The sequence below is a fragment of the Mesorhizobium atlanticum genome, from assembly GCF_003289965.1.
Lineage (GTDB): Bacteria > Pseudomonadota > Alphaproteobacteria > Rhizobiales > Rhizobiaceae > Mesorhizobium > Mesorhizobium atlanticum.
In genome coordinates, this window is sequence record NZ_QMBQ01000017.1 from 1 (window position 1) to 22,863 (window position 22,863).

The 22,863-nt window shown below is 62.9% G+C and carries 19 protein-coding genes and 1 tRNA gene; 18 read left to right on the forward strand and 2 right to left on the reverse strand.

Features of this window, described 5'->3' with window-relative positions; all coding sequences use genetic code 11:
- The 14 genes from DPM35_RS31740 to DPM35_RS31805 form a co-directional block, all read left to right on the forward strand.
- Positions 1-297 (forward strand): EF-Tu C-terminal domain-related protein (locus DPM35_RS31740; RefSeq protein WP_463151207.1); only part of this gene is annotated, 297 nt, incomplete at its 5' end.
- A gap of 240 nt (positions 298-537) precedes the next feature.
- A complete protein-coding gene (locus DPM35_RS31745; protein WP_146768023.1) occupies positions 538-1,566 on the forward strand; it encodes a COG3904 family protein in 1,029 nt (342 codons plus the stop codon).
- A gap of 186 nt (positions 1,567-1,752) precedes the next feature.
- On the forward strand, positions 1,753-3,351 hold the full coding sequence (locus DPM35_RS31750; RefSeq protein WP_245431745.1) for a COG3904 family protein: 1,599 nt from the start codon (positions 1,753-1,755) through the stop codon (positions 3,349-3,351).
- Between the two features lie 152 nt (positions 3,352-3,503).
- Positions 3,504-3,989, forward strand: coding sequence for a group II truncated hemoglobin (locus tag DPM35_RS31755; RefSeq protein WP_112131436.1), 486 nt, complete (start codon positions 3,504-3,506; stop codon positions 3,987-3,989).
- Between the two features lie 146 nt (positions 3,990-4,135).
- Positions 4,136-4,211: transfer RNA gene (locus DPM35_RS31760), tRNA-Trp, on the forward strand.
- Between the two features lie 349 nt (positions 4,212-4,560).
- A complete protein-coding gene (gene secE, locus DPM35_RS31765; protein ID WP_027170383.1) occupies positions 4,561-4,764 on the forward strand; it encodes a preprotein translocase subunit SecE in 204 nt (67 codons plus the stop codon).
- A gap of 27 nt (positions 4,765-4,791) precedes the next feature.
- Positions 4,792-5,319 carry a transcription termination/antitermination protein NusG gene (gene nusG / locus DPM35_RS31770; protein ID WP_095818149.1) on the forward strand — a complete coding sequence of 176 codons (528 nt, stop codon included), beginning with the start codon at positions 4,792-4,794 and terminating at the stop codon, positions 5,317-5,319.
- A gap of 207 nt (positions 5,320-5,526) precedes the next feature.
- On the forward strand, positions 5,527-5,955 hold the full coding sequence (rplK, locus tag DPM35_RS31775; RefSeq protein ID WP_042642146.1) for a 50S ribosomal protein L11: 429 nt from the start codon (positions 5,527-5,529) through the stop codon (positions 5,953-5,955).
- 4 nt (positions 5,956-5,959) lie between these two features.
- Positions 5,960-6,658 (forward strand): 50S ribosomal protein L1, encoded by a 699-nt coding sequence (gene rplA / locus DPM35_RS31780; RefSeq protein ID WP_112131437.1) that lies wholly within the window; start codon positions 5,960-5,962, stop codon positions 6,656-6,658.
- A 369-nt stretch (positions 6,659-7,027) separates the two neighbouring features.
- The gene (gene rplJ / locus DPM35_RS31785) at positions 7,028-7,546 is read left to right on the forward strand and encodes a 50S ribosomal protein L10 (RefSeq protein ID WP_112131438.1); all 519 of its coding nucleotides are present in this window, start codon (positions 7,028-7,030) and stop codon (positions 7,544-7,546) included.
- Positions 7,547-7,600: 54 nt separating this feature from the next.
- A complete protein-coding gene (gene rplL / locus DPM35_RS31790) occupies positions 7,601-7,981 on the forward strand; it encodes a 50S ribosomal protein L7/L12 (RefSeq protein WP_042642152.1) in 381 nt (126 codons plus the stop codon).
- 276 nt (positions 7,982-8,257) lie between these two features.
- A complete protein-coding gene (gene rpoB, locus DPM35_RS31795) occupies positions 8,258-12,394 on the forward strand; it encodes a DNA-directed RNA polymerase subunit beta (RefSeq protein WP_112131439.1) in 4,137 nt (1,378 codons plus the stop codon).
- Positions 12,395-12,523: 129 nt separating this feature from the next.
- Positions 12,524-16,720 (forward strand): DNA-directed RNA polymerase subunit beta', encoded by a 4,197-nt coding sequence (rpoC, locus tag DPM35_RS31800; protein ID WP_112131440.1) that lies wholly within the window; start codon positions 12,524-12,526, stop codon positions 16,718-16,720.
- A 92-nt stretch (positions 16,721-16,812) separates the two neighbouring features.
- Positions 16,813-17,478, forward strand: coding sequence for an O-methyltransferase (locus DPM35_RS31805; RefSeq protein WP_112131441.1), 666 nt, complete (start codon positions 16,813-16,815; stop codon positions 17,476-17,478).
- A gap of 294 nt (positions 17,479-17,772) precedes the next feature.
- Here DPM35_RS31805 and DPM35_RS31810 read toward each other — a convergent pair whose 3' ends face one another.
- A complete protein-coding gene (locus tag DPM35_RS31810; RefSeq protein WP_112131442.1) occupies positions 17,773-18,702 on the reverse strand; it encodes a Gfo/Idh/MocA family protein in 930 nt (309 codons plus the stop codon).
- 85 nt (positions 18,703-18,787) lie between these two features.
- Positions 18,788-19,069 carry a hypothetical protein gene (locus tag DPM35_RS31815; RefSeq protein WP_040983044.1) on the reverse strand — a complete coding sequence of 94 codons (282 nt, stop codon included), beginning with the start codon at positions 19,067-19,069 and terminating at the stop codon, positions 18,788-18,790.
- A 461-nt stretch (positions 19,070-19,530) separates the two neighbouring features.
- Between DPM35_RS31815 and rpsL the strand changes: the two genes are divergently transcribed.
- From rpsL to DPM35_RS31840, 4 genes are all read left to right on the forward strand, one after another.
- The gene (rpsL, locus tag DPM35_RS31825; protein WP_006202128.1) at positions 19,531-19,902 is read left to right on the forward strand and encodes a 30S ribosomal protein S12; all 372 of its coding nucleotides are present in this window, start codon (positions 19,531-19,533) and stop codon (positions 19,900-19,902) included.
- 9 nt (positions 19,903-19,911) lie between these two features.
- Entirely contained in the window at positions 19,912-20,382 is a 471-nt protein-coding gene (gene rpsG, locus DPM35_RS31830) for a 30S ribosomal protein S7 (protein ID WP_027170372.1), read from the forward strand.
- 27 nt (positions 20,383-20,409) lie between these two features.
- A complete protein-coding gene (fusA, locus tag DPM35_RS31835) occupies positions 20,410-22,500 on the forward strand; it encodes an elongation factor G (protein ID WP_112131444.1) in 2,091 nt (696 codons plus the stop codon).
- A gap of 65 nt (positions 22,501-22,565) precedes the next feature.
- A partial coding sequence (locus DPM35_RS31840; protein WP_181592138.1) for a GTP-binding protein occupies positions 22,566-22,863 on the forward strand: 298 nt, incomplete at its 3' end.

Sequence of the window (22,863 nt, forward strand, 5' to 3'; positions counted from 1 at the left end):
GGTTCGGTGAAGCCGCACAAGAAGTTCGTGGCCGAAGCCTACATCCTGACCAAGGACGAGGGCGGCCGTCACACGCCGTTCTTCACCAACTACCGTCCGCAGTTCTACTTCCGCACGACGGACGTGACGGGCATCGTGACGCTGCCGGCCGGCACCGAGATGGTGATGCCCGGCGACAACATCACCGTCGACGTCGAGCTGATCGTGCCGATCGCGATGGAAGAGAAGCTGCGCTTCGCCATCCGTGAAGGCGGCCGCACCGTCGGTGCAGGCATCGTCGTCACCATCAAGGAATAATCGATCCGGCTTTTTGCCGGTTCTACAGGAAAGGGCGGTCTTCGGGCCGCCCTTTTTCGTTTGCTAGCATCGTACGGAACAAGTCTTGCGGGGTTGTTTCGGAGCTATTGCAAGCACCGTTGCAGCAACTATTATCGGTTGTGTTGGGGGTGTTTTCAAATGGTTCCGGGGCGGTTTGACTCTCAAGCACTGTGGTCGCTACAGCTTATTTGCCTGCTTGCGCTGCTCGTCGCGGCAAAGATGGCTTTCGCCGAAGAGACGCAAGTCAACCTAGGCCCACCGATGCAGTTCGGCATTGTGCGCAGCGATGCGCCGGGTTGCGAGCCGATCTGCCCCGAATGGATATCCGCCGAAGGCTCGATCGAGACCGAGACGCCGGCGTTGTTCAAGCGCTTCCTGAAGAAGCTCGGCGGACGAAAGCTGCCCATTATCGTCAATTCCCCGGGGGGCAGCGTCGACGCGGCGTTGCAGCTTGGCCGAATGATCCGCAAGAACAAGTTCGATATCGCCGTCGGCACGACCAAATTCACCGGTTGTCCGCCGGGCATGGATTTCTGCCAACCGGGCGAGGGCGCCACCTATTTCGGTGTTGCGTCTGACAGCGGCGCCATATGCAATTCCGCTTGTCCGCTGATGTTTGCCGGCGGCGTCAGGCGCCTCGCTGGCGGGCAGGCCTATGTTGGCGTGCATCAGATCACCACGACCTACTTTCCTACCAGGCGGCAGTATCGAACCACTTATCAGACCGTACGGGGCAGGAAATATCAGGTTACCACCGAATACATCATTCAGGGCGACAGCTACAAGGTCTACAAGATGAGCAAGTCTCTCGAGAGAAGGCTCGCCGCCTATTTCAGCGAAATGGGCGTCGAAAAGGGCGTGCTTCTGACGATGAAGAACACGCCGGCCAGCGCCATCCATCAGCTGGAGCTACATAACATGCTTCAGATGAAGCTCGTCACCAGCGGCGACTATTCCGGGCTGCTGACTCTGGCAGGCATCTGTCAGGCCAACCCGGCGCCTGAAAATTGCAGGGAAATGACGTCGCCAACAGACAAGGCAAAGCAGTTGGCCAACGTCGCGCAAACCAAGGCGTCATCGAGCGGGTCTGAACCCCCGTCAGGCAGTCCTGGAACCCGCTTGGTGTTCTGCAGCGACACGAATGGCCCCGGCATCGGCGAGGTTTGCGGCAATCCTGGCCAAGCTGGAGCATGGTCGGCTTGGCACGGAGATGTGGTGGGTCGCCCATACACGCAGATGAAGCCCTGATAACGACGGTCGAGACGTCCTTTGTTGCGGGACCGGCTCTGTGGCCCTTTTCAAACCTGTTGCAAGCACCATTGCGGCAACTAGTATGGATTGCACCCAAGGGGCTTGGTCAGCGTGGTTGCGGAACGCCGTTCAGCAAATAGTTCGTGGTGTCGCGGGTTGGTTCGCTCGGCCCTGGCTGTCGCCATGGGCCTGGCTGCCTTTGCGGCCGAGGCAAAGGAAGATCCGCCGGATTACGGTCCGACGATGCGCTTCATCGTGGTGCGCAGCAGTGCGCCGGGCTGCGAGCCGAATTGCCCGGAATGGATTTCCGCCGAAGGTACGATCGAGGCCGGCACGCCGGCGCTGTTCAGGCGCTTGCTGAACACGCTCGGCGGGCGGCAACTGCCGATCGTCGTCAATTCTCCCGGCGGCAATGTCGATGCCGCGCTCCAGCTTGGACGCATGATCCGCAAGAACAAGCTCGATATCGCGGTCGGCATCACGGAGTTTTCCGGCTGCTCGCCAGGGATGAAGAACTGCCGGGGCAACGACGCCAAGCAGCAGCCCTATTCCGGCGTCGCTTACGACAGCGGCGCGATGTGCAATTCGGCCTGTCCGCTGATGTTTGCCGGCGGCGTCCGCCGCATCGTCGGCGAATGGGCCTATCTCGGCGTCCACCAGATCACCACCACCTTCCGGCGTGAGCAACTGCTCTACCGTACGACCTATCGGATCGTGAACGGCAAGAAGAAGATCATCAGCACCAGGATCGTCAGCCGCAAGAATGCCGGCAGCTACAAGACCTATGAGATGAGCAAGGCGGTCGAGAAGCGGCTGTCGGCCTATCTGAAGGAGATGGGCGTCGAACAGGGCATGCTGGATGTGATGAAGGCGACGCCCGCCAGCGATATCCGGCAGATCGAGCCCGACGACATGCTGCAGATGAAACTCGTCACCAGCCTCGATTCGCTCGATCTGTTGACCGAAAAGACCATGTGCCGGCGCAAACCCGTGCCGGCGAATTGCCGCGAGGCGCCGTCGAACGGCAAGCCGGCCGAGGTCGCGAACCTCGAAGCCGCGCCTTTGCCCGCGGCTCCGGCGCCAGCACCCGGGCCGCAGATCCAGGAACAGGAGATGCGCTTCGTTGTCGTTCGCGGCAGCAACCCGCTTTGCAATCCCGATTGTCCGGAATGGATTTCGGCGGAAGGCACGATCGCCGCAGGCACGGCCGCCAAGCTTCGCCAGCTGCTCGATACGATCGGCGGGCGCAGGTTGCCGATGGTCGTCAACTCGCCAGGTGGCGATGTGCAGGCAGCGCTTGCCGCAGGTCGCCTGATCCGTGAGCGCGGGTTGGATGTCGCGGTCGCCCGAACGGACTTTCTCGATTGCGATCCGGGCAAGGCGGATTGCGAACCGACCGAAGGCCTCTACAGCGGTCTCACCATCGATGCAGGCGCCCAATGCGACGCCGCCTGCGCGGTGATGATCGCCGGCGGCATCAGGCGCCTCGTCGGCGCCGAAGCGCATTTTTTAGTGCACTCCATGGGCATGGAAGAGAAGGTTAGGGCGTATCTCGACGAGATGGCGATCGGCTCAGGCTTTTTCGCCGCCATGCAGTCGGCGCAGTTTTCCAAGCACCGGGAACTCAGCCAGGGCGAACTGCGCGAATTCGGGCTCACGACCGGACCGCAATCGGTGGATGCGCTGACCGGCGCGACCATCTGCACATCATCGCCGAAACCGGACAATTGCCGGGTGCTGCCGGCCGCCAGCGCCGAGGCCGAGGCGCCAGCGAAACTTTAGAGCAATTCCGGGAAAAGTGTTTGCGGTTTTCCGTCCGGATTGCGTGGACAAGGAGATAGCTCGCACTGGCCATCGAGGCAGGTTGAGGCGGGTAGGGCGGCGCCGCTATCCTCCTGCCGCGATTTGCGGAACGGAGGAACGGAGGATCGGCGATGAGCGCGGAAATCCCGACTTTATACGAATGGGCCGGAGGCAGCGAGGCGCTCAACAGGCTGACACGCACCTTCTACGACAAAGTGGCCCTGGATCCGATCGTCGGACCCGTGTTCAAGACCATGTCGCCGGACCATCCGGCTCACGTCGCCGCCTTCATCGGCGAGGTCTTCGGCGGCCCGAAGGCCTACAGCCGGGATTTTGGCGGCCACCGCGAGATGGTGATGCACCATCTCAGCAAGCACCTGACCGAGGAGCAGCGGCGGCGCTGGATCAATCTTCTGGCCGACGCGGCCGACGAAGTCGGCCTGCCGGACGACCCCGAGTTCCGCTCCGCCTTCATGGGCTACGTCGAATGGGGATCGCGGCTGGCGAAGATGAACTCGAATCTGGGTGAGACTTGCGACCCCGAAACCGAGCCGATGCCGGCCTGGGGCTGGGGCGTGCCGGGCGGACCGTACAAGCCGCCGGCCGGAAACTCGTAGGCCCAGGCGCGTTTTCCGGGAACGCAATCCGTCGCCGGCGAAAATGCATGCGAGAAATCCGGCAAAGCTTTGAAAACGGCAGGTCAGTGCTCTTTACAGAGGGCCCGGAAGCTTTTAGGAAGCGCCTGCGCCGAACAAGCGCATGCACGGGCATAGCTCAGTTGGTAGAGCGGCGGTCTCCAAAACCGCAGGTCGTAGGTTCGAGCCCTGCTGCCCGTGCCACTTTCCAAAAGGCATATCGAAGGCCTCCGCGGTTGAAAATCGGCCGGTGGCTTGCCATATAGCGGAAATTGGGGCATAAGCCCCGCATAGCCGGGACGGGACGACTGGATGGTTCCGAGGCGGCGTTAGGACATAAAGCGGACCCTTGCCACTTGCGTGGATTAAGAATCGGTTTTATGTAGACAGAACAGACACGCGACGCGTGGAGCTGGGAAGCCGGCTTTACGCGTCTGATTTGCGTGGGTGAAATGGAGCGCTGATTCGGCGCGGCATGGAGCCTAGGCGGCACGTCCCGGCCAGCGGGATCATCCAGGAGGCCCGGCCAACGGGTCTTGAAAACAGGCGGCACATGGCTTCGAAAACCACTAATCCCTTCACCTTTCTCCAGCAGGTTCGCGCGGAGACGGCCAAGGTGACATGGCCTTCGCGGCGCGAAACCATGATCTCGACCGTGATGGTCCTGGTGTTCGCGGTGATCGCGATGCTCTTCTTCTTCGCAGCCGACATTCTGATGGGCTATGCGATCGAGTGGATCCTGGGTCTCGGGCATTAATTCGGCGGTTTACGGAGAGGTCGTGAAATGACTGCGCGGTGGTATATCGTCCACGCCTATTCGAACTTCGAGAAGAAGGTCGCCGAGGACATCGAGAACAAGGCCAAGCAGAAGGGCCTGGCCGGCGAGATCGAGCAGATCGTGGTGCCGACCGAGAAGGTCGTCGAGATCCGCCGTGGCCGCAAGGTCGATGCAGAGCGCAAGTTCTTCCCGGGCTATGTGCTCCTGAAGGCCAACCTGACGGACGCCGTGTTCTCGCTGGTCAAGAACACGCCGAAGGTGACCGGCTTCCTGGGCGACTCCAAGCCCGTGCCGATCACCGAGACCGAGGCGCAGCGCATCCTGAACCAGGTCCAGGAAGGCGTCGAGCGGCCGAAGCCTTCGGTCACTTTCGAGATCGGCGAGGCTATCCGCGTTTCGGATGGTCCGTTCGCGTCGTTCAACGGCGTCGTGCAGGAAGTGGACGAGGAGCGTGCCCGCCTCAAGGTGGAAGTTTCGATCTTCGGGCGCGCCGTGCCCGTCGATCTGGAATTCGGACAGGTCGAAAAGGGCTGATCCGATTAGCCGCGCCGCAAGGCGTCGGCAAGCCCGCGCCCGAAGGGCGTCGGGACACCCGTGCCGGAAGGCGTCGGGGCGGTGTGAAAACGCCGCATGAACGGGTGGGAGGCGAAGGCGGCATAGCCGGCCGCTGGAACCGCACCACCGAACTGCAACCGCCGGTGTCCCGCTATTGGGCCGGCATGAGAAAAGGCAGGAATAGAGATGGCTAAGAAAGTTGCAGGCCAGCTCAAGCTCCAGGTTGCCGCGGGCTCGGCCACGCCGTCGCCCCCGATCGGCCCGGCGCTTGGTCAGCGCGGCATCAATATCATGGAATTCTGCAAGGCGTTCAACGCGCAGACCCAGGAGCTCGAGAAGGGATCGCCGATCCCGGTCGTCATCACCTACTACCAGGACAAGTCGTTCACCTTCGTCATGAAGACGCCGCCGGTGAGCTACTTCCTGAAGAAGGCCGCCAACCTGAAGTCGGGCTCCAAGGAGCCGGGCAAGACCAAGGTCGGCACGATCAGCCGCGACAAGGTGCGCGCGATCGCCGAGCAGAAGATGAAGGACCTGAACGCAAACGACGTCGAGGCGGCCATGCGCATGGTCGAGGGCTCCGCCCGCTCGATGGGCCTGGAAGTGGTGGGCTAAGATCATGGCAAAGATTGCAAAGCGAGTTGCCAAGAGCCGCGAAGGCATCGATCCGAACAAGGCTTATGCGCTCTCCGAGGCGCTGCAGCTGCTCAAGGACCGGTCCAAGGTGAAATTCGACGAGACCGTCGAGATCTCGATGAATCTCGGCGTCGATCCGCGCCATGCCGACCAGATGGTCCGCGGCGTGGTCAACCTGCCGAACGGCACCGGCCGCTCCGTGCGCGTCGCCGTGTTCGCCCGTGGCGACAAGGCCGAGGAAGCCAAGGCCGCCGGCGCCGATATCGTTGGCGCCGAGGACCTGGTCGAGATCGTCCAGAAGGGCACGATCGATTTCGATCGCTGCATCGCCACGCCGGACATGATGCCGCTGGTCGGCCGTCTCGGTAAGGTGCTCGGCCCGCGCGGCATGATGCCGAACCCGAAGGTCGGCACCGTGACCACCGATGTCGCCGCGGCCGTCAAGGCTTCGAAGGGCGGCGCCGTCGAGTTCCGCGTCGAGAAGGCCGGCATCGTCCAGGCCGGCGTCGGCAAGGTCTCGTTCGACGTCAAGGCGCTGGAAGAGAATGTGCGGGCTTTCGCCGATGCGGTGAACAAGGCCAAGCCCGCGGGCGCCAAGGGCAACTACGTCAAGAAGGTGTCGGTCACCTCGACGATGGGCCCTGGCCTCAAGCTCGACATCGCGACGCTCGCCGCGTCGTAAGTGTCGTCGGGTCGGCTCCGAGTCGACCCTTGAAGAATTCCGGACCGCCGATCCGTCGGCGGCCCGGTACCCCGGAAGCCGGAAGGTTTCCGGATATCCTGTCCGAGATTGCAGGCGGCCCCAAAGCCTTAATTCACTTGGGCCTGCATGAGACGGGTGAAGACCCGACAAAGGAGCAAGTGCTCCAATGAAAGGTTCGAACCGTGTTTGCCTTTTGTCAGCACATCGCCGGCTTGCCGTCGGTGGGCGAAAAGGGGGCAGGATCCTCGAGCGCCGTTCGGGAGATCCAGGATTTGGATGGCCCGGCCGGCAAAAGGCAACCCGACTTCTGACCTCGAGAATGAGGCAGGGGTCAACTGGAGATAGGCAGTGGACAGAGCGGAAAAGCGCGAACTCGTCACGGGCCTGAACGAAGCGTTCTCGAACGCGGGTTCAGTCGTCGTGGCCCACTACGCCGGTATCACCGTGGCGCAAATGAACGACCTTCGGTCGAAGATGCGCGCCGCCGGCGGCACCGTCAAAGTCGCGAAGAACCGTCTCGCCAAGATCGCTCTTCAGGGCACGGACTCCGCATCGATCGTCGATCTGTTCAAGGGACAGACGCTGGTCGCTTATTCGGAGGATCCGGTTGCGGCGCCGAAGGTCACGTCCGATTTCGCCAAGGGGAATGACAAGCTGATCATTCTCGGTGGCGCGATGGGCTCGACCTCGCTCAACGCCGATGGTGTCAAGGCACTCGCCACGATGCCGTCGCTCGACGAGCTGCGCGCCAAGCTGGTTGGCATGATCGCCACGCCGGCAACCCGGATCGCCCAGATCGTCAATGCGCCCGCGGCTTCGGTCGCGCGTGTCATCGGCGCTTACGCCCGGAAGGACGAGGCGGCATGAGGCCGTTCCTCGCTGTCAACAACACACGTTCGAACCAATTGAAGGAATATGCAAATGGCTGATCTCGCGAAGATCGTAGACGACCTTTCGAGCCTGACCGTCCTCGAGGCGGCTGAGCTGTCGAAGCTCCTGGAAGAGAAGTGGGGCGTTTCGGCCGCCGCTCCGGTGGCTGTTGCCGCCGCTGCCGGTGGTGCTGCCGCCGCTGCTGCTCCGGCTGAAGAGAAGACGGAATTCGACGTCGTTCTCGCCGACGCCGGCGCCCAGAAGATCAACGTCATCAAGGAAGTCCGCGCCATCACCGGCCTTGGCCTCAAGGAAGCCAAGGATCTGGTCGAAGCGGCTCCGAAGCCGGTCAAGGAAGGCGTTTCCAAGGCCGACGCCGACAAGTTCAAGGCCCAGCTGGAAGCAGCTGGCGCCAAGGTCGAGCTGAAGTAACAGGCAAGGGCGGACGGTCTCGCGCCGTCCGCCCCCTCCCTCGGACTGAGGGAGGACTTTGTTGCGCGAGGCGTTTGAAAACCTCTTTCCTGAGGGCCGAAAAGCGGCCTTCCGGAAACGGGTTTTCTCCCGTTTTAGCCGGTACCCGCCAAGCCATTGGCCCAAGAAATTGGCAGTGTGGGCCGGAAAACAGATAGGGGCAGCCGCCGAGGCCGCCCGTTGGTGCAAGGCGAGCCGCGGCGAGGTTCGTCCCGAGTTTAGAGCTAAGGAGCGACGATGGCCCAGACCCAGACTTTCAATGGCCGCAGACGCGTACGCAAGTTCTTCGGAAAAATCCCGGAAGTTGCGGAGATGCCGAACCTGATCGAGGTTCAGAAGGCATCCTATGACCAGTTCCTGATGGTGGACGAGCCCAAGGGCGGCCGTCCGGACGAAGGGCTGCAGGCCGTTTTCAAGTCGGTCTTCCCGATCTCCGACTTTTCCGGCTCCTCCATGCTGGAGTTCGTGAAGTACGAGTTCGAGGCACCGAAATTCGACGTTGACGAGTGCCGTCAGCGCGACCTGACCTATGCCGCGCCACTCAAGGTGACGCTGCGCCTCATCGTGTTCGATATCGACGAGGATACCGGCGCGAAGTCGATCAAGGACATCAAGGAGCAGGACGTCTACATGGGCGACATGCCGCTCATGACGTCGAACGGCACCTTCATCGTCAACGGCACCGAGCGCGTCATCGTCTCGCAGATGCACCGCTCGCCGGGCGTCTTCTTCGACCATGACAAGGGCAAGTCGCACTCGTCGGGCAAGCTTCTGTTTGCCGCGCGCGTCATCCCCTATCGCGGCTCGTGGCTCGACATCGAATTCGATAGCAAGGACGTCGTGCACGCCCGCATCGACCGCCGCCGCAAGATTCCGGTGACGTCGCTGTTGATGGCGCTCGGCATGGACGGCGAGGAGATCCTGTCGACCTTCTACAACAAGATCACCTACAAGCGCTCGGGCGACCACTGGCGTATTCCGTTCAATGTCGAGCGGTTCCGCGGCCTCAAGGCCGTCGGCGACCTTGTCGACGCCGACACCGGTGAGGTTGTTGTCGAGGCAGGCAAGAAGATCACCGCCCGCCAGGCCCGCCAGCTCGGCGAGAAGGGTCTCAAGGCCATCAAGGCGACTGATGAGGACCTGCTCGGCAACTACCTTGCCGAGGACATCGTCAATTACGCCACCGGCGAGATCTTCCTCGAGGCCGGCGACGAGATCGACGACAAGACGCTGAAGGTTCTGCTCGGCACCGGCGAGGAAGAGATCCAGATCCTGGACATCGACCACGTCAATGTCGGCGCCTACATCCGTAACACGCTGGCTGTCGACAAGAACGAAAGCCGCCAGGACGCGCTGTTCGACATCTACCGCGTCATGCGCCCGGGCGAGCCGCCGACGCTCGAGACCGCCGAAGCCATGTTCAACTCGCTGTTCTTCGACAGCGAGCGTTATGACCTGTCGGCCGTCGGCCGCGTCAAGATGAATATGCGCCTCGAGCTCAAGGCCGAGGACACCGTGCGCGTGCTGCGCAAGGAAGACATCCTGGCCGTGGTCAAGACGCTGGTCGAGCTGCGCGACGGCAAGGGCGAGATCGACGACATCGACAATCTCGGCAACCGCCGCGTGCGCTCTGTCGGCGAGCTCATGGAGAACCAGTACCGCGTCGGCCTGCTGCGCATGGAGCGCGCGATCAAGGAACGCATGTCCTCGATCGAGATCGACACGGTCATGCCGCAGGACCTGATCAACGCCAAGCCGGCGGCCGCCGCCGTGCGCGAGTTCTTCGGCTCCTCGCAGCTGTCGCAGTTCATGGACCAGACCAACCCGCTGTCGGAGATCACCCACAAGCGTCGCCTGTCGGCGCTTGGACCGGGCGGTCTGACCCGCGAGCGCGCCGGCTTCGAGGTGCGCGACGTGCACCCGACGCATTACGGCCGCATCTGCCCGATCGAGACGCCGGAAGGCCCGAATATCGGTCTGATCAACTCGCTCGCCACCTTCGCGCGCGTCAACAAGTACGGCTTCATCGAAAGCCCGTACCGCAAGATCGTGAACGGCAAGCTGACCAACGAGGTTGTCTACCTGTCGGCGATGGAAGAGGCCAAGCACTATGTCGCGCAGGCCAACGCCGAGCTCGACAAGAACGGCAGCTTCGTCGACGAGTTCGTCATTTGCCGTAACGCCGGCGAAGTGATGATGGCGCCGCGCGAGAACGTCGACCTGATGGACGTCTCGCCGAAGCAGATGGTATCGGTCGCGGCAGCGCTCATCCCGTTCCTCGAGAACGACGACGCCAACCGCGCGCTGATGGGCTCGAACATGCAGCGTCAGGCCGTGCCGCTGGTGCGTGCCGAGGCGCCGTTCGTGGGCACCGGCATGGAGCCGGTCGTTGCCCGTGACTCGGGCGCCGCCATCGGCGCCCGTCGCGGCGGCGTGGTCGACCAGGTGGACGCGACGCGTATCGTCATCCGCGCCACGGAAGATCTCGATCCCGGCAAGTCGGGCGTCGACATCTACCGGCTGATGAAGTTCCAGCGTTCGAACCAGAACACCTGCATCAACCAGCGTCCGCTGGTGCGCATGGGCGACCGCGTCAACAAGGGCGACATCATCGCCGACGGTCCGTCGACCGAGCTCGGCGATCTGGCGCTCGGCCGCAACGTGCTGGTCGCGTTCATGCCGTGGAACGGCTACAACTACGAGGACTCGATCCTGCTCTCCGAGCGCATCGTGGCCGATGATGTCTTCACCTCGATCCACATCGAGGAGTTCGAGGTCATGGCGCGCGACACCAAGCTCGGGCCGGAGGAGATCACGCGCGACATTCCGAACGTTTCGGAAGAGGCGCTGAAGAACCTCGACGAGGCCGGCATCGTCTATATCGGCGCCGAAGTGCAGCCGGGTGACATCCTGGTCGGCAAGATCACGCCGAAGGGCGAAAGCCCGATGACGCCGGAAGAAAAGCTTCTGCGCGCCATCTTCGGCGAGAAGGCCTCGGACGTTCGCGACACCTCCATGCGCATGCCTCCGGGCACCTTCGGCACGGTCGTCGAAGTGCGCGTCTTCAACCGCCACGGCGTGGAGAAGGACGAACGCGCGATGGCGATCGAGCGCGAGGAGATCGAGCGTCTTGCCAAGGACCGCGACGACGAACAGGCGATCCTCGACCGCAACGTCTACGCGCGTCTTTCCGACACGCTGGTCGGCAAGGAGGCGATCGCCGGACCGAAGGGCTTCAAGAAGGGCTCGAAGCTGTCGAAGGACACGCTCGACGAGTATCCGCGTTCGCAGTGGTGGCAGTTCGCCGTGGAGAACGAGAAGCTCCAGGCCGAGCTCGAGGCTTTGCGCGGCCAGTACGACGAGTCCAAGAAGGCGCTCGAGCAGCGCTTCATGGACAAGGTCGAGAAGGTGCAGCGCGGCGACGAAATGCCTCCGGGCGTCATGAAGATGGTCAAGGTCTTCGTGGCGGTGAAGCGCAAGATGCAGCCGGGCGACAAGATGGCCGGCCGTCACGGCAACAAGGGTGTCGTGTCGCGCATCGTTCCGGTCGAGGACATGCCTTTCCTCGAGGACGGCACGCATGCCGACATCGTGCTCAACCCGCTGGGTGTGCCGAGCCGCATGAATGTCGGCCAGATCCTGGAAACGCATCTGGGCTGGGCTTGCGCCGGCATGGGCAGGAAGATCGGCGAGCTGATCGACGCGTATAAGGGCGGCGGCGACATCAAGCCGCTGCGCAAGACGCTGGAAAGCTTCATGCCGGCCAACGACCGCAACGAGCCGATCCGCGACTATGACGACGAGAGCATCGTTCGCCTGAGCGAGCAGATGCGCCGCGGCGTCTCCATCGCGACACCGGTGTTCGACGGCGCGCATGAGGTCGACATCAACACCATGCTGGAGCAGGCGGGCCTGCACACCAGCGGTCAGTCGCAGCTCTATGACGGCCGCACCGGCGAGCCGTTCGATCGCAAGGTGACGATGGGCTATATCTATATGCTCAAGCTGCACCACCTGGTGGACGACAAGATCCACGCGCGTTCGATCGGTCCGTACTCGCTCGTCACCCAGCAGCCGCTGGGCGGCAAGGCGCAGTTCGGCGGCCAGCGCTTCGGCGAAATGGAGGTCTGGGCGCTCGAAGCCTACGGCGCCGCCTACACGCTGCAGGAAATGCTGACGGTGAAGTCGGACGACGTCGCCGGCCGCACCAAGGTCTACGAGGCGATCGTGCGCGGCGACGACACGTTCGAGGCGGGCATTCCGGAGAGCTTCAACGTTCTCGTCAAGGAAATGCGCTCGCTCGGCCTCAACGTGGAGCTGGAGAACACCCAGGTCGAAGAGACCCCGACGCGTCTGCCCGACGCGGCCGAGTAAAGCCTATGGCGCGCCGCTCAAGGAAGCGGCGCGCCCTTCAAATTTTCGGTCGGGCAACCGGCCAGTCTGCGGACATTTCGTCCGCGATCGATTGAAGGGGTTATCGAGGACCCCGAAAAGGAGAACGGCATGAACCAAGAGGTCATGAATCTCTTCAACCCGCAGGCGCCTGCGCAGGTGTTCGATTCCATCCGGATCTCGCTTGCCAGCCCAGAGAAGATTCTGTCCTGGTCGTTCGGCGAGATCAAGAAGCCGGAGACCATCAACTACCGCACCTTCAAGCCGGAGCGTGACGGTCTGTTCTGCGCGCGCATTTTTGGTCCGATCAAGGACTACGAGTGCCTGTGCGGCAAGTACAAGCGCATGAAGTACAAGGGCGTCATCTGCGAAAAGTGCGGCGTCGAAGTCACGCTGTCGCGCGTTCGCCGCGAGCGCATGGGCCATATCGAGCTCGCCGCGCCTGTCGCCCATATCTGGTTCCTGAAGTCGCTGCCCTCGCGCATCGGCACGCTGCTCGACATGACCCTCAAGGACATCGAGCGCGTGCTCTACTTCGAGAACTACATCGTCACCGAGCCGGGCCTTACCGCGCTGAAGGAGAACCAGCTCCTCAGCGAGGAAGAGTATATGCTCGCCGTCGACGAGTATGGCGAGGATTCCTTCACCGCCATGATCGGCGCCGAGGCCATCCACGACCTCCTGGCCGGCATGGACCTGGAGAAGATCGCCGGCGACCTGCGTTCGGAGCTGGCTTCGACCACCTCCGAGCTGAAGCAGAAGAAGTATCTGAAGCGGCTCAAGGTCGTCGAGAACTTCATGGAATCCGGCAACCGTCCGGAGTGGATGATCATGAAGGTGGTTCCGGTGATCCCGCCGGACCTGCGCCCGCTTGTCCCGCTGGACGGCGGCCGCTTCGCCACGTCGGATCTGAACGATCTCTATCGCCGCGTCATCAACCGCAACAACCGCCTGAAGCGGCTGATCGAGCTGCGCGCCCCCGGCATCATCGTGCGCAACGAGAAGCGCATGCTGCAGGAAGCCGTCGACGCGCTGTTCGACAACGGCCGTCGCGGCCGCGTCATCACCGGCGCCAACAAGCGTCCGCTGAAGTCGCTGTCCGACATGCTCAAGGGCAAGCAGGGCCGGTTCCGCCAGAACCTGCTCGGCAAGCGCGTCGACTATTCCGGCCGCTCGGTCATCGTGACCGGCCCGGAGCTGAAGCTGCATCAGTGCGGTCTGCCGAAGAAGATGGCGCTCGAGCTGTTCAAGCCCTTCATCTACGCCCGCCTCGACGCCAAGGGTTTCTCCTCGACGGTCAAGCAGGCGAAGAAGCTGGTCGAGAAGGAGCGTCCGGAGGTTTGGGATATCCTCGACGAGGTCATCCGCGAGCATCCGGTGCTGCTGAACCGCGCGCCGACGCTGCACCGCCTCGGCATCCAGGCGTTCGAGCCGACCCTGATCGAAGGCAAGGCGATCCAGCTGCATCCGCTGGTCTGCACCGCCTTCAACGCGGACTTCGACGGTGACCAGATGGCGGTCCACGTGCCGCTGTCCTTGGAAGCGCAGCTCGAAGCCCGCGTGCTGATGATGTCGACCAACAACATCCTGCACCCGGCCTCCGGCGCGCCGATCATCGTGCCGTCGCAGGACATGGTTCTCGGTCTCTACTATCTCTCGATCGTCAACCAGAACGAGCCGGGCGAAGGCATGGTGTTTGCCGACATGGGCGAGCTCCAGCATGCGCTGGAGACCAAGGCCGTGACGCTGCACGCCAAGATCAAGGGCCGCTTCCGCACGGTCGACGCCGAAGGCAACGTCGTGTCGAAGATCTACGACACCACGCCCGGCCGCATGATCATCGGCGAGCTTCTGCCGAAGAACGTCAACGTGCCGTATGAGACCGCCAACCAGGAGATGACCAAGAAGAACATCTCCAAGATGATCGACACCGTCTACCGCCACTGCGGTCAGAAAGAGACGGTCATCTTCTGCGACCGCATCATGGCGCTGGGCTTCGCCCATGCCTGCCGTGCCGGCATTTCGTTCGGCAAGGACGACATGCTGATCCCGGATACCAAGCTGAAGCTGGTCTCCGAGACCGAGGCTTTGGCCAAGGAATACGAGCAGCAGTACAATGACGGCCTGATCACGCAGGGCGAGAAGTACAACAAGGTCGTCGACGCCTGGGCCAAGTGCTCGGAAAAGGTCGCCGACGAGATGATGGCCCGCATCAAGGCGGTGGAGTTCGAGGACAACGGCCGTCAGAAGCCGATGAACTCGATCTACATGATGTCGCATTCGGGTGCGCGCGGTTCGCCCACCCAGATGCGTCAGCTCGCCGGCATGCGCGGCCTGATGGCGAAGCCCTCGGGCGAAATCATCGAGACGCCGATCATCTCGAACTTCAAGGAAGGCCTCACCGTGCTCGAGTACTTCAACTCGACCCACGGCGCCCGCAAGGGTCTGGCCGACACCGCCTTGAAGACGGCGAACTCGGGCTACCTCACCCGCCGTCTCGTCGACGTGGCGCAGGACTGCATCGTCAACTCCGTGGATTGCGGCACCGACAAGGGCCTCACCATGCAGCCGATCGTCGATGCCGGTCAGATCGTCGCTTCGGTCGGCCAGCGCGTGCTGGGCCGTACCGCGCTCGACGACATCAACCATCCGGTCACCGGCGACCTGCTGGTCAAGGCCGGCAAGCTGATGGACGAGCGCGATGTCGAGCAGATCGAAAAGGCCGGCGTGCAGTCGGTCCGCATCCGTTCGGCGCTGACCTGCGAGGTCAGGACCGGCGTGTGCGCCGTCTGCTACGGTCGCGACCTGGCCCGCGGTACCCCCGTCAACCAGGGCGAGGCCGTCGGCGTCATCGCGGCGCAGTCGATCGGCGAGCCGGGCACCCAGCTCACCATGCGTACCTTCCACATGGGCGGCACGGCGCAGGTGGTGGATAGTTCGTTCCTTGAAGCCTCCTATGAGGGCAAGGTGCAGATCCGCAACCGCAACGTGGTGCGCAACTCGGAAGGCCAGCAGATGGTCATGGGCCGCAACATGGCGGTGCTCATCCTCGATGAGACCGGCAAGGAGCGCGCCACGCACCGCGTCGCCTATGGTTCGCGCATCTTCGTGGACGATGGCGACAAGGTGAAGCGCGGCCAGCGCATCGCCGAGTGGGATCCCTATACCCGCCCGATCCTCACCGAAATCGAGGGCAGGGTGGCGTTCGAGGACCTGGTCGACGGCATCTCCGTTCAGGAAACGGCCGACGAGTCGACCGGCATCACCAAGCGTGAGGTCATCGACTGGCGTTCGACGCCGCGCGGCAGCGACCTGAAGCCGGCGATCGTCATCCAGGACGCCAAGGGCAAGGTCGGCAAGCTGTCGAAGGGCGGCGATGCACGCTTCCTGCTCTCGGTCGAGGCCATCCTGTCGGTCGAGCCGGGCGCCCATGTGAAGCCCGGCGACGTGCTGGCGCGTATCCCGATGGAAAGCGCCAAGACCAAGGACATTACCGGTGGTCTGCCGCGCGTGGCCGAACTGTTCGAGGCTCGCCGTCCGAAGGACCACGCCATCATCGCTGAGATCGATGGCACGATCCGCTTCGGCCGCGACTACAAGAACAAGCGCCGCATCATCATCGAGCCGCATGACTCGACGCTGGAGCCGGTGGAGTACCTGATCCCGAAGGGCAAGCCGTTCCATCTCCAGGACGGCGACGTCATCGAGAAGGGCGACTATATCCTCGACGGCAATCCGGCGCCGCACGACATCCTGGCGATCAAGGGCGTGGAGGCGCTTGCCTCCTACCTCGTCAACGAAATCCAGGAGGTCTACCGACTGCAGGGCGTGTCGATCAACGACAAGCACATCGAGGTGATCGTTCGCCAGATGCTGCAGAAGGTCGAGATCACCGCGCAGGGAGACTCGACCTACATCCCGGGCGACCACGTCGACGTGATCGAGCTGGAAGAGGTCAACGAGCGCCTGATCGAGGACGGCAAGAAGCCGGCCGAAGGTCAGCCGGTGCTGCTCGGCATCACCAAGGCCTCGCTGCAGACGCCGTCCTTCATCTCGGCCGCTTCCTTCCAGGAGACGACCAGGGTGCTCACCGAGGCAGCGGTTGCCGGCAAGACCGACATGCTGCAGGGCCTGAAGGAGAACGTCATCGTCGGCCGTCTGATCCCGGCCGGCACCGGCGGCACGATGAGCCAGATCCGGCGCATCGCCACCTCGCGCGACGAGCTTATCATCGACGAGCGCCGCAAGGCCTCCGGTGTCGAGGTCGCCGACCCGATGCTGACCGACATGGTCAACGCCGCGCAGTAAGCGGCGTGATATGAAAAACGTAGAGAAGGGGCCTACGCGGCCCCTTCTTGCATTTTGGCTTCGAACGAGGACTTCACGAACGAGGAAGAGCTATGAGCAGCAAGACCTGGACGGCAGTCGACGACTATATCGTTTCCTCGCTTTTCCAAGCGGATCCCGTGCTGGACGCGGTGCTTAAGGCCAACCGCGACCAGGGCCTGCCGGCGATCGACGTCTCGGCCGCGCAAGGTAAATTGCTGTCGCTGCTGGTGCGCATCCGCGGCGCGAAAAAGGTGCTGGAGGTCGGCACGCTCGGCGGCTACTCGACCATCTGGATGGCAAGGGGACTGCCGGCCGACGGCAAGGTGGTGACGCTGGAGCTCGAACCGCACCACGCCAAGGTCGCGCGTTCGAATTTCGAGCGGGCAGGGGTTTCCGGCAAGGTCGACCTACGGATCGGTCCCGCGCTTCAGTCGCTCGCCGCGCTGGTCAGCGAAAACGCTGACCCGTTCGACCTGATCTTCATCGACGCCGATAAGCCCAACAATCCGAACTATCTCGACTGGGCGATGAAGCTGTCGCGCCCGGGCACGGTCATCGTCTGCGACAACGTCATCCGCGACGGCGCGGTCGTGAAAAAGAACAGCGGCGACGTCAATGTCGAAGGCGCCCGCGCCGCGTTTTCGTTCATCGGCGGCGAGAAGCGGCTGGACGGCACCGCCATCCAGACGGTTGGCGCCAAGGGTTATGACGGATTTGCCATTGCGATCGTCGAGTGACGGCACATCGTGAATGATGATGATATCAGGTCAACTCGGTCATGCTCACTTGTCATCGGCTTTTCGTTTGACGACCGGCTTCCCCCAATCCGTCGCTGCTTCGCAGCGCCACCTTTCCCCCTCCGGAGGGAAAGGAAGGGAGCCTTGCTGGACGAGCGTTGAGGGCAAAAAGCTTGGCCCTTTCCTCTACCCCGTCGATCGGGGGAGAGGTGGCTCGGCGAAGCCGAGACGGAGTGGGGGTCGACGTGGCGCGAGCGTGCATTCCAGCAGGTCTGCGATCCCTCGCGTGCACACTCAGTCGAAGAACGCCTCGACCACATTGCGCTTGCCCAGCATGAAGGCGTCGGCAACGTGCTGCAGCGGCGCGAGGTCGACATCGGAAATCCCGGCGCGAACGATCTCGGCGAAACGTTTGTAGAGCATCGGGTATTCGGCTTCCGGCTCGTCATGGATGACCTTTCCGTCGAGGGCGAGCTTGGCGCCGCCGCCGGACAGCACCATCTTGCCCTTGTCGGTTTCAGCCAGAATGTCCCAGCTCTGCGGGCCGGTCTGCAGCCAGTCGAGCTCCATCGTCACCGGCAGGCCATTCGAGGTGCGGAAGGCGACATGCGCCGCGACCGGAGCCGCGCGGTTCTCCGGAAAGTCGAGCACGGCGGAGGTGATGAACATCGGCGGCAGCATGTGGGTGGCGATCGATAGCGCGTTGATGCCCGGATCGAAGACACCAAAACCGCCAGGCTCCCAGATCCATTCCTGGTTCGGATGCCAGCGGCGCACGTCTTCCTTCCAGTTGATGGCAGCGGAAGTGAGCTTGGCCGAAGCCAGGAAACTCCGCGCGGCCTCGACCGCCGGCGCATAGCGCGAATGCCAGCTGGCGAAGAGCGAGACGCCGTTCTTGTCGGCCAGCGCCCGGAGATGCTCGACCTCGCTCACCGTCGCGCCCGGCGGCTTCTCGAGGAACACATGCTTCTTGGCTTCCAGAGCGGTGCGGGCGGCGTCGTAGCGGAACTGCGGCGGCATGCAGAGCGAGACCGCGTCGAGGCCGGGCTCGGCCGCAAGCATCGCTTCGATCGTCGGGTAGTTCGCAATGCCGTCAACCTTGCCGTGGCGGCTGGCCGCGGCGGCAAGCAGGTAATCGCCGTCCTTGGCGACCGCGGGCAGATGCTGGTCGCGCACGATCTTGCCCACGCCGACGATGCCGAGCTTGATGGGGTTGCTGGTCATGGGAACTCCGGAAGAAAAGAATGGCTGTCTAATAGAGAAGCGTTGGGGGACAGAGCGGGAAGGGACGTCGCGCCCGGCAGCGAGATCAGAACGGCTCGTCAAAGGTGACGATTGAGACCTCGCCTTCCAGCGCGCCCTGATAGGCCGACAGATGCGGCTCCTCGTCGGGCTCGCCCTCCATGTCGCCGATCTGGTCGAGCTCGGCCTCCGCGAATCCTTCCGCGGCGAGCGATTCGAGCGCGCGGCGCACGGCAGAATCATCGTCGGGCGCCACCAGCATCACATGCACGCCTTCCGGCTTGCCGCCTTTCTTGCGCCAGACTCGTCCGGTGATGATGGTGACAGGCCGTTCTTCATTGTCGTTCACGGGCTGATTCCTCGTTTTCCGGCGGAAAGTCCGGTTCAAGGCGCCTTTTGGCACGAAGCAGATCGGGAAGACAGCCGCAAGCCGGTCACTTTCTTCCTCGCTCTTGAAAAAAGGCGCAATAAAATTACATGCGTTTTGCGCATGGCTGCCAAGCCTCGAATTGACCGCAATATTTGCCGTTGCGGGGTTGACGGGCAATGGCCTTACGAGTAGAAGCCGCGACGTCAGAACCGATGTGAGACCAGCCTTTCCGAGGCGACACGCTTTGGAGTTTGTCTCAAACAGGGTTCGTTTTACGAGCGAAAAGACATTTCCGGCGCGCATGAAGCGGCTTCCGCTTCCTCTGCAATTTGTTCGGGCAGGACCGCGAGGCGCGGTGTGTTGCCCGAATTCGCGTATGGAAATGACGCTTTGAGCGGCCCTGACAGGGCAGACACGGAATTGAGAGACAAGAGGGTTTAATGCCTACCGTCAACCAGCTGATCCGCAAGCCGCGCCTGGCGCCGGTGAAGCGCAACAAGGTCCCGGCCATGCAGCAGAACCCGCAGAAGCGGGGCGTCTGCACGCGCGTCTACACCACGACGCCGAAGAAGCCGAATTCGGCGCTGCGCAAGGTGGCCAAGATTCGCCTGACCAACGGTTTTGAGGTGATCGGCTACATCCCCGGCGAAGGCCACAACCTTCAGGAACACTCGGTGGTCATGATCCGCGGCGGTCGCGTCAAGGATCTGCCGGGCGTCCGCTACCACATCATCCGCGGCGTGCTCGACACGCAGGGTGTGAAGAACCGCAAGCAGCGTCGTTCGAAATACGGCGCCAAGCGTCCGAAGTAAGGGTTTCCCATGTCCCGTCGTCACAGTGCAGAAAAGCGTGAGATCAATCCGGATCCCAAGTTCGGTGATCTGATCGTCACCAAGTTCATGAACGCCGTCATGTATGACGGCAAGAAGTCGGTTGCCGAGACCATCGTCTATGGCGCGCTGGACCAGGTCCAGGCCAAGACCAAGCAGGAGCCGGTCACCGTCTTCCACCAGGCGCTCGACAATGTCGCGCCGCATGTGGAAGTGCGCTCGCGTCGCGTCGGCGGCGCTACCTACCAGGTTCCGGTCGATGTGCGCCCCGAGCGCCGTCAGGCGCTGGCCATCCGCTGGCTGATCGCCGCGGCCCGCAACCGCAACGAGACCACCATGGTCGACCGCCTCTCGGGCGAGCTGATGGACGCGGCCAACAACCGCGGCACGGCTGTCAAGAAGCGTGAAGACACCCACAAGATGGCGGAAGCCAACCGCGCCTTCGCGCATTACCGCTGGTAACGCGAAAGAGACTGAGAGGCACCTCCTATGGCCCGCGAATACAAGATCGAAGACTACCGCAATTTCGGTATCATGGCGCATATCGACGCCGGCAAGACGACGACGACCGAGCGCGTCCTGTACTACACGGGCAAGTCGCACAAGATCGGCGAAGTCCATGACGGCGCTGCCACCATGGACTGGATGGAGCAGGAGCAGGAACGCGGCATCACCATCACGTCGGCCGCGACCACGACCTTCTGGAAGGGTCGTGACGGCAAGATGCGCCGCTTCAACATCATCGACACTCCCGGACACGTCGACTTCACCATCGAAGTCGAGCGTTCGCTGCGCGTGCTCGACGGCGCCATTGCGCTGCTCGATGCCAACGCCGGCGTGGAGCCGCAGACCGAGACCGTGTGGCGCCAGGCCGACAAGTACCACGTGCCGCGCATGATCTTCTGCAACAAGATGGACAAGATCGGTGCCGACTTCTACCGCTCGGTGGAAATGATCGGTTCGCGCCTCGGTGCTCAGGCCGTCGTCATGCAGCTGCCGATCGGCGCCGAGACCGAGTTCAAGGGCGTCGTCGATCTGGTCGAGATGAACGCCCTCGTTTGGCGCGATGAGACCCTGGGCGCCGCCTGGGACGTCGTCGAGATCCCGGCCGACCTCAAGGAGAAGGCCGCCCAGTACCGCGAGAAGATGATCGAAGCCGCGGTCGAGATGGACGAGACCGCGCTCGAGAACTACCTCGAAGGCAACATGCCGTCGAACGACGAGATCCGCGCGCTGATCCGCAAGGGCACCATCGCGGTCAAGTTCTTCCCGATGTTCTGCGGCTCGGCCTTCAAGAACAAGGGCGTGCAGCCGCTGCTCGACGCGGTCGTCGAATACCTGCCGTCGCCGATCGACGTGCCGGCCATCAAGGGCGTCGACGCCAAGACCGACGCCGAGATCGAGCGTCATGCCGACGACAACGAGCCGCTGTCGATGCTGGCGTTCAAGATCATGAACGACCCGTTCGTCGGCTCGCTGACCTTCGCCCGCATCTATTCGGGCAAGCTCACCAAGGGCACCTCGCTCGACAACACGGTGAAGGGCAAGAAGGAGCGCATCGGCCGCATGCTGCAGATGCATGCGAACTCGCGCGCCGACATCGAGGAAGCCTATGCCGGCGACATCGTTGCGCTGGCCGGCCTCAAGGACACGACCACCGGCGACACGCTCTGCGATCCGCTGCACCCGGTCATCCTCGAGCGCATGGAATTCCCCGATCCGGTCATCCAGATCGCTATCGAGCCGAAGACCAAGAACGACCAGGAAAAGATGGGCCTCGCGCTGCATCGCCTGGCGGCAGAGGATCCGTCCTTCCGCGTCAAGACCGACGAGGAATCGGGCCAGACCATCATCGCCGGCATGGGCGAGCTGCATCTCGACATCATCGTCGATCGCATGCGTCGCGAGTTCAAGGTGGAAGCCAATGTCGGCGCGCCGCAGGTGGCTTATCGCGAGACGATCACCCGCACGCACGAGCAGGACTACACGCACAAGAAGCAGACCGGCGGTACCGGCCAGTTCGCCCGCGTCAAGATCCTGTTCGAGCCGAACACCGAGAGCGAAGAGTTCGTGTTCGAGTCCAAGATCGTCGGCGGCGCGGTTCCGAAGGAATACATCCCGGGCGTCGAGAAGGGCATCCAGAGCGTCATGGGTTCCGGCCCGTTCGCAGGCTTCCCGATGATCGGCGTCAAGGCGACCCTGATCGACGGCGCCTTCCACGACGTCGACTCCTCGGTGCTGGCGTTCGAAATCGCCTCCCGCGCCTGCTTCAAGGAAGCCGCTCCGCGCCTCGGCGTGCAGCTCTTGGAGCCGATCATGAAGGTCGAAGTTGTGACGCCGGAAGATTATGTCGGCGGCGTCATCGGCGACCTGAATGGCCGTCGTGGTCAGATCCAGGGCCAGGAAGCGCGCGGCGTTGCCGTTGTCATCAACGCGATGGTGCCGCTGGCGAACATGTTCAAGTACGTCGACAATCTGCGTTCGATGTCGCAGGGCCGCGCCCAGTACACGATGCAGTTCGACCACTACGAGCCGGTTCCGACCGCGGTCGCCCAGGAAGTTCAGAAGAAATACGCGTAACTCGAGCGGGTTGCACGAGACCTTAGTTCAAGGCCCGCACGGGCAGGCAGGAATGGAGAGATCACATGGCAAAAGGTAAATTCGAGCGCACCAAGCCGCATGTGAACATTGGCACGATCGGCCACGTCGATCATGGCAAGACGTCGCTGACGGCGGCGATCACGAAGTATTTTGGCGAATACAAGCGCTATGACCAGATCGACGCGGCGCCGGAAGAGAAGGCGCGCGGCATCACGATCTCGACGGCGCATGTCGAGTATGAGACGGCCAACCGTCACTATGCCCACGTCGACTGCCCCGGCCACGCCGACTATGTGAAGAACATGATCACCGGTGCCGCCCAGATGGACGGCGCGATCCTGG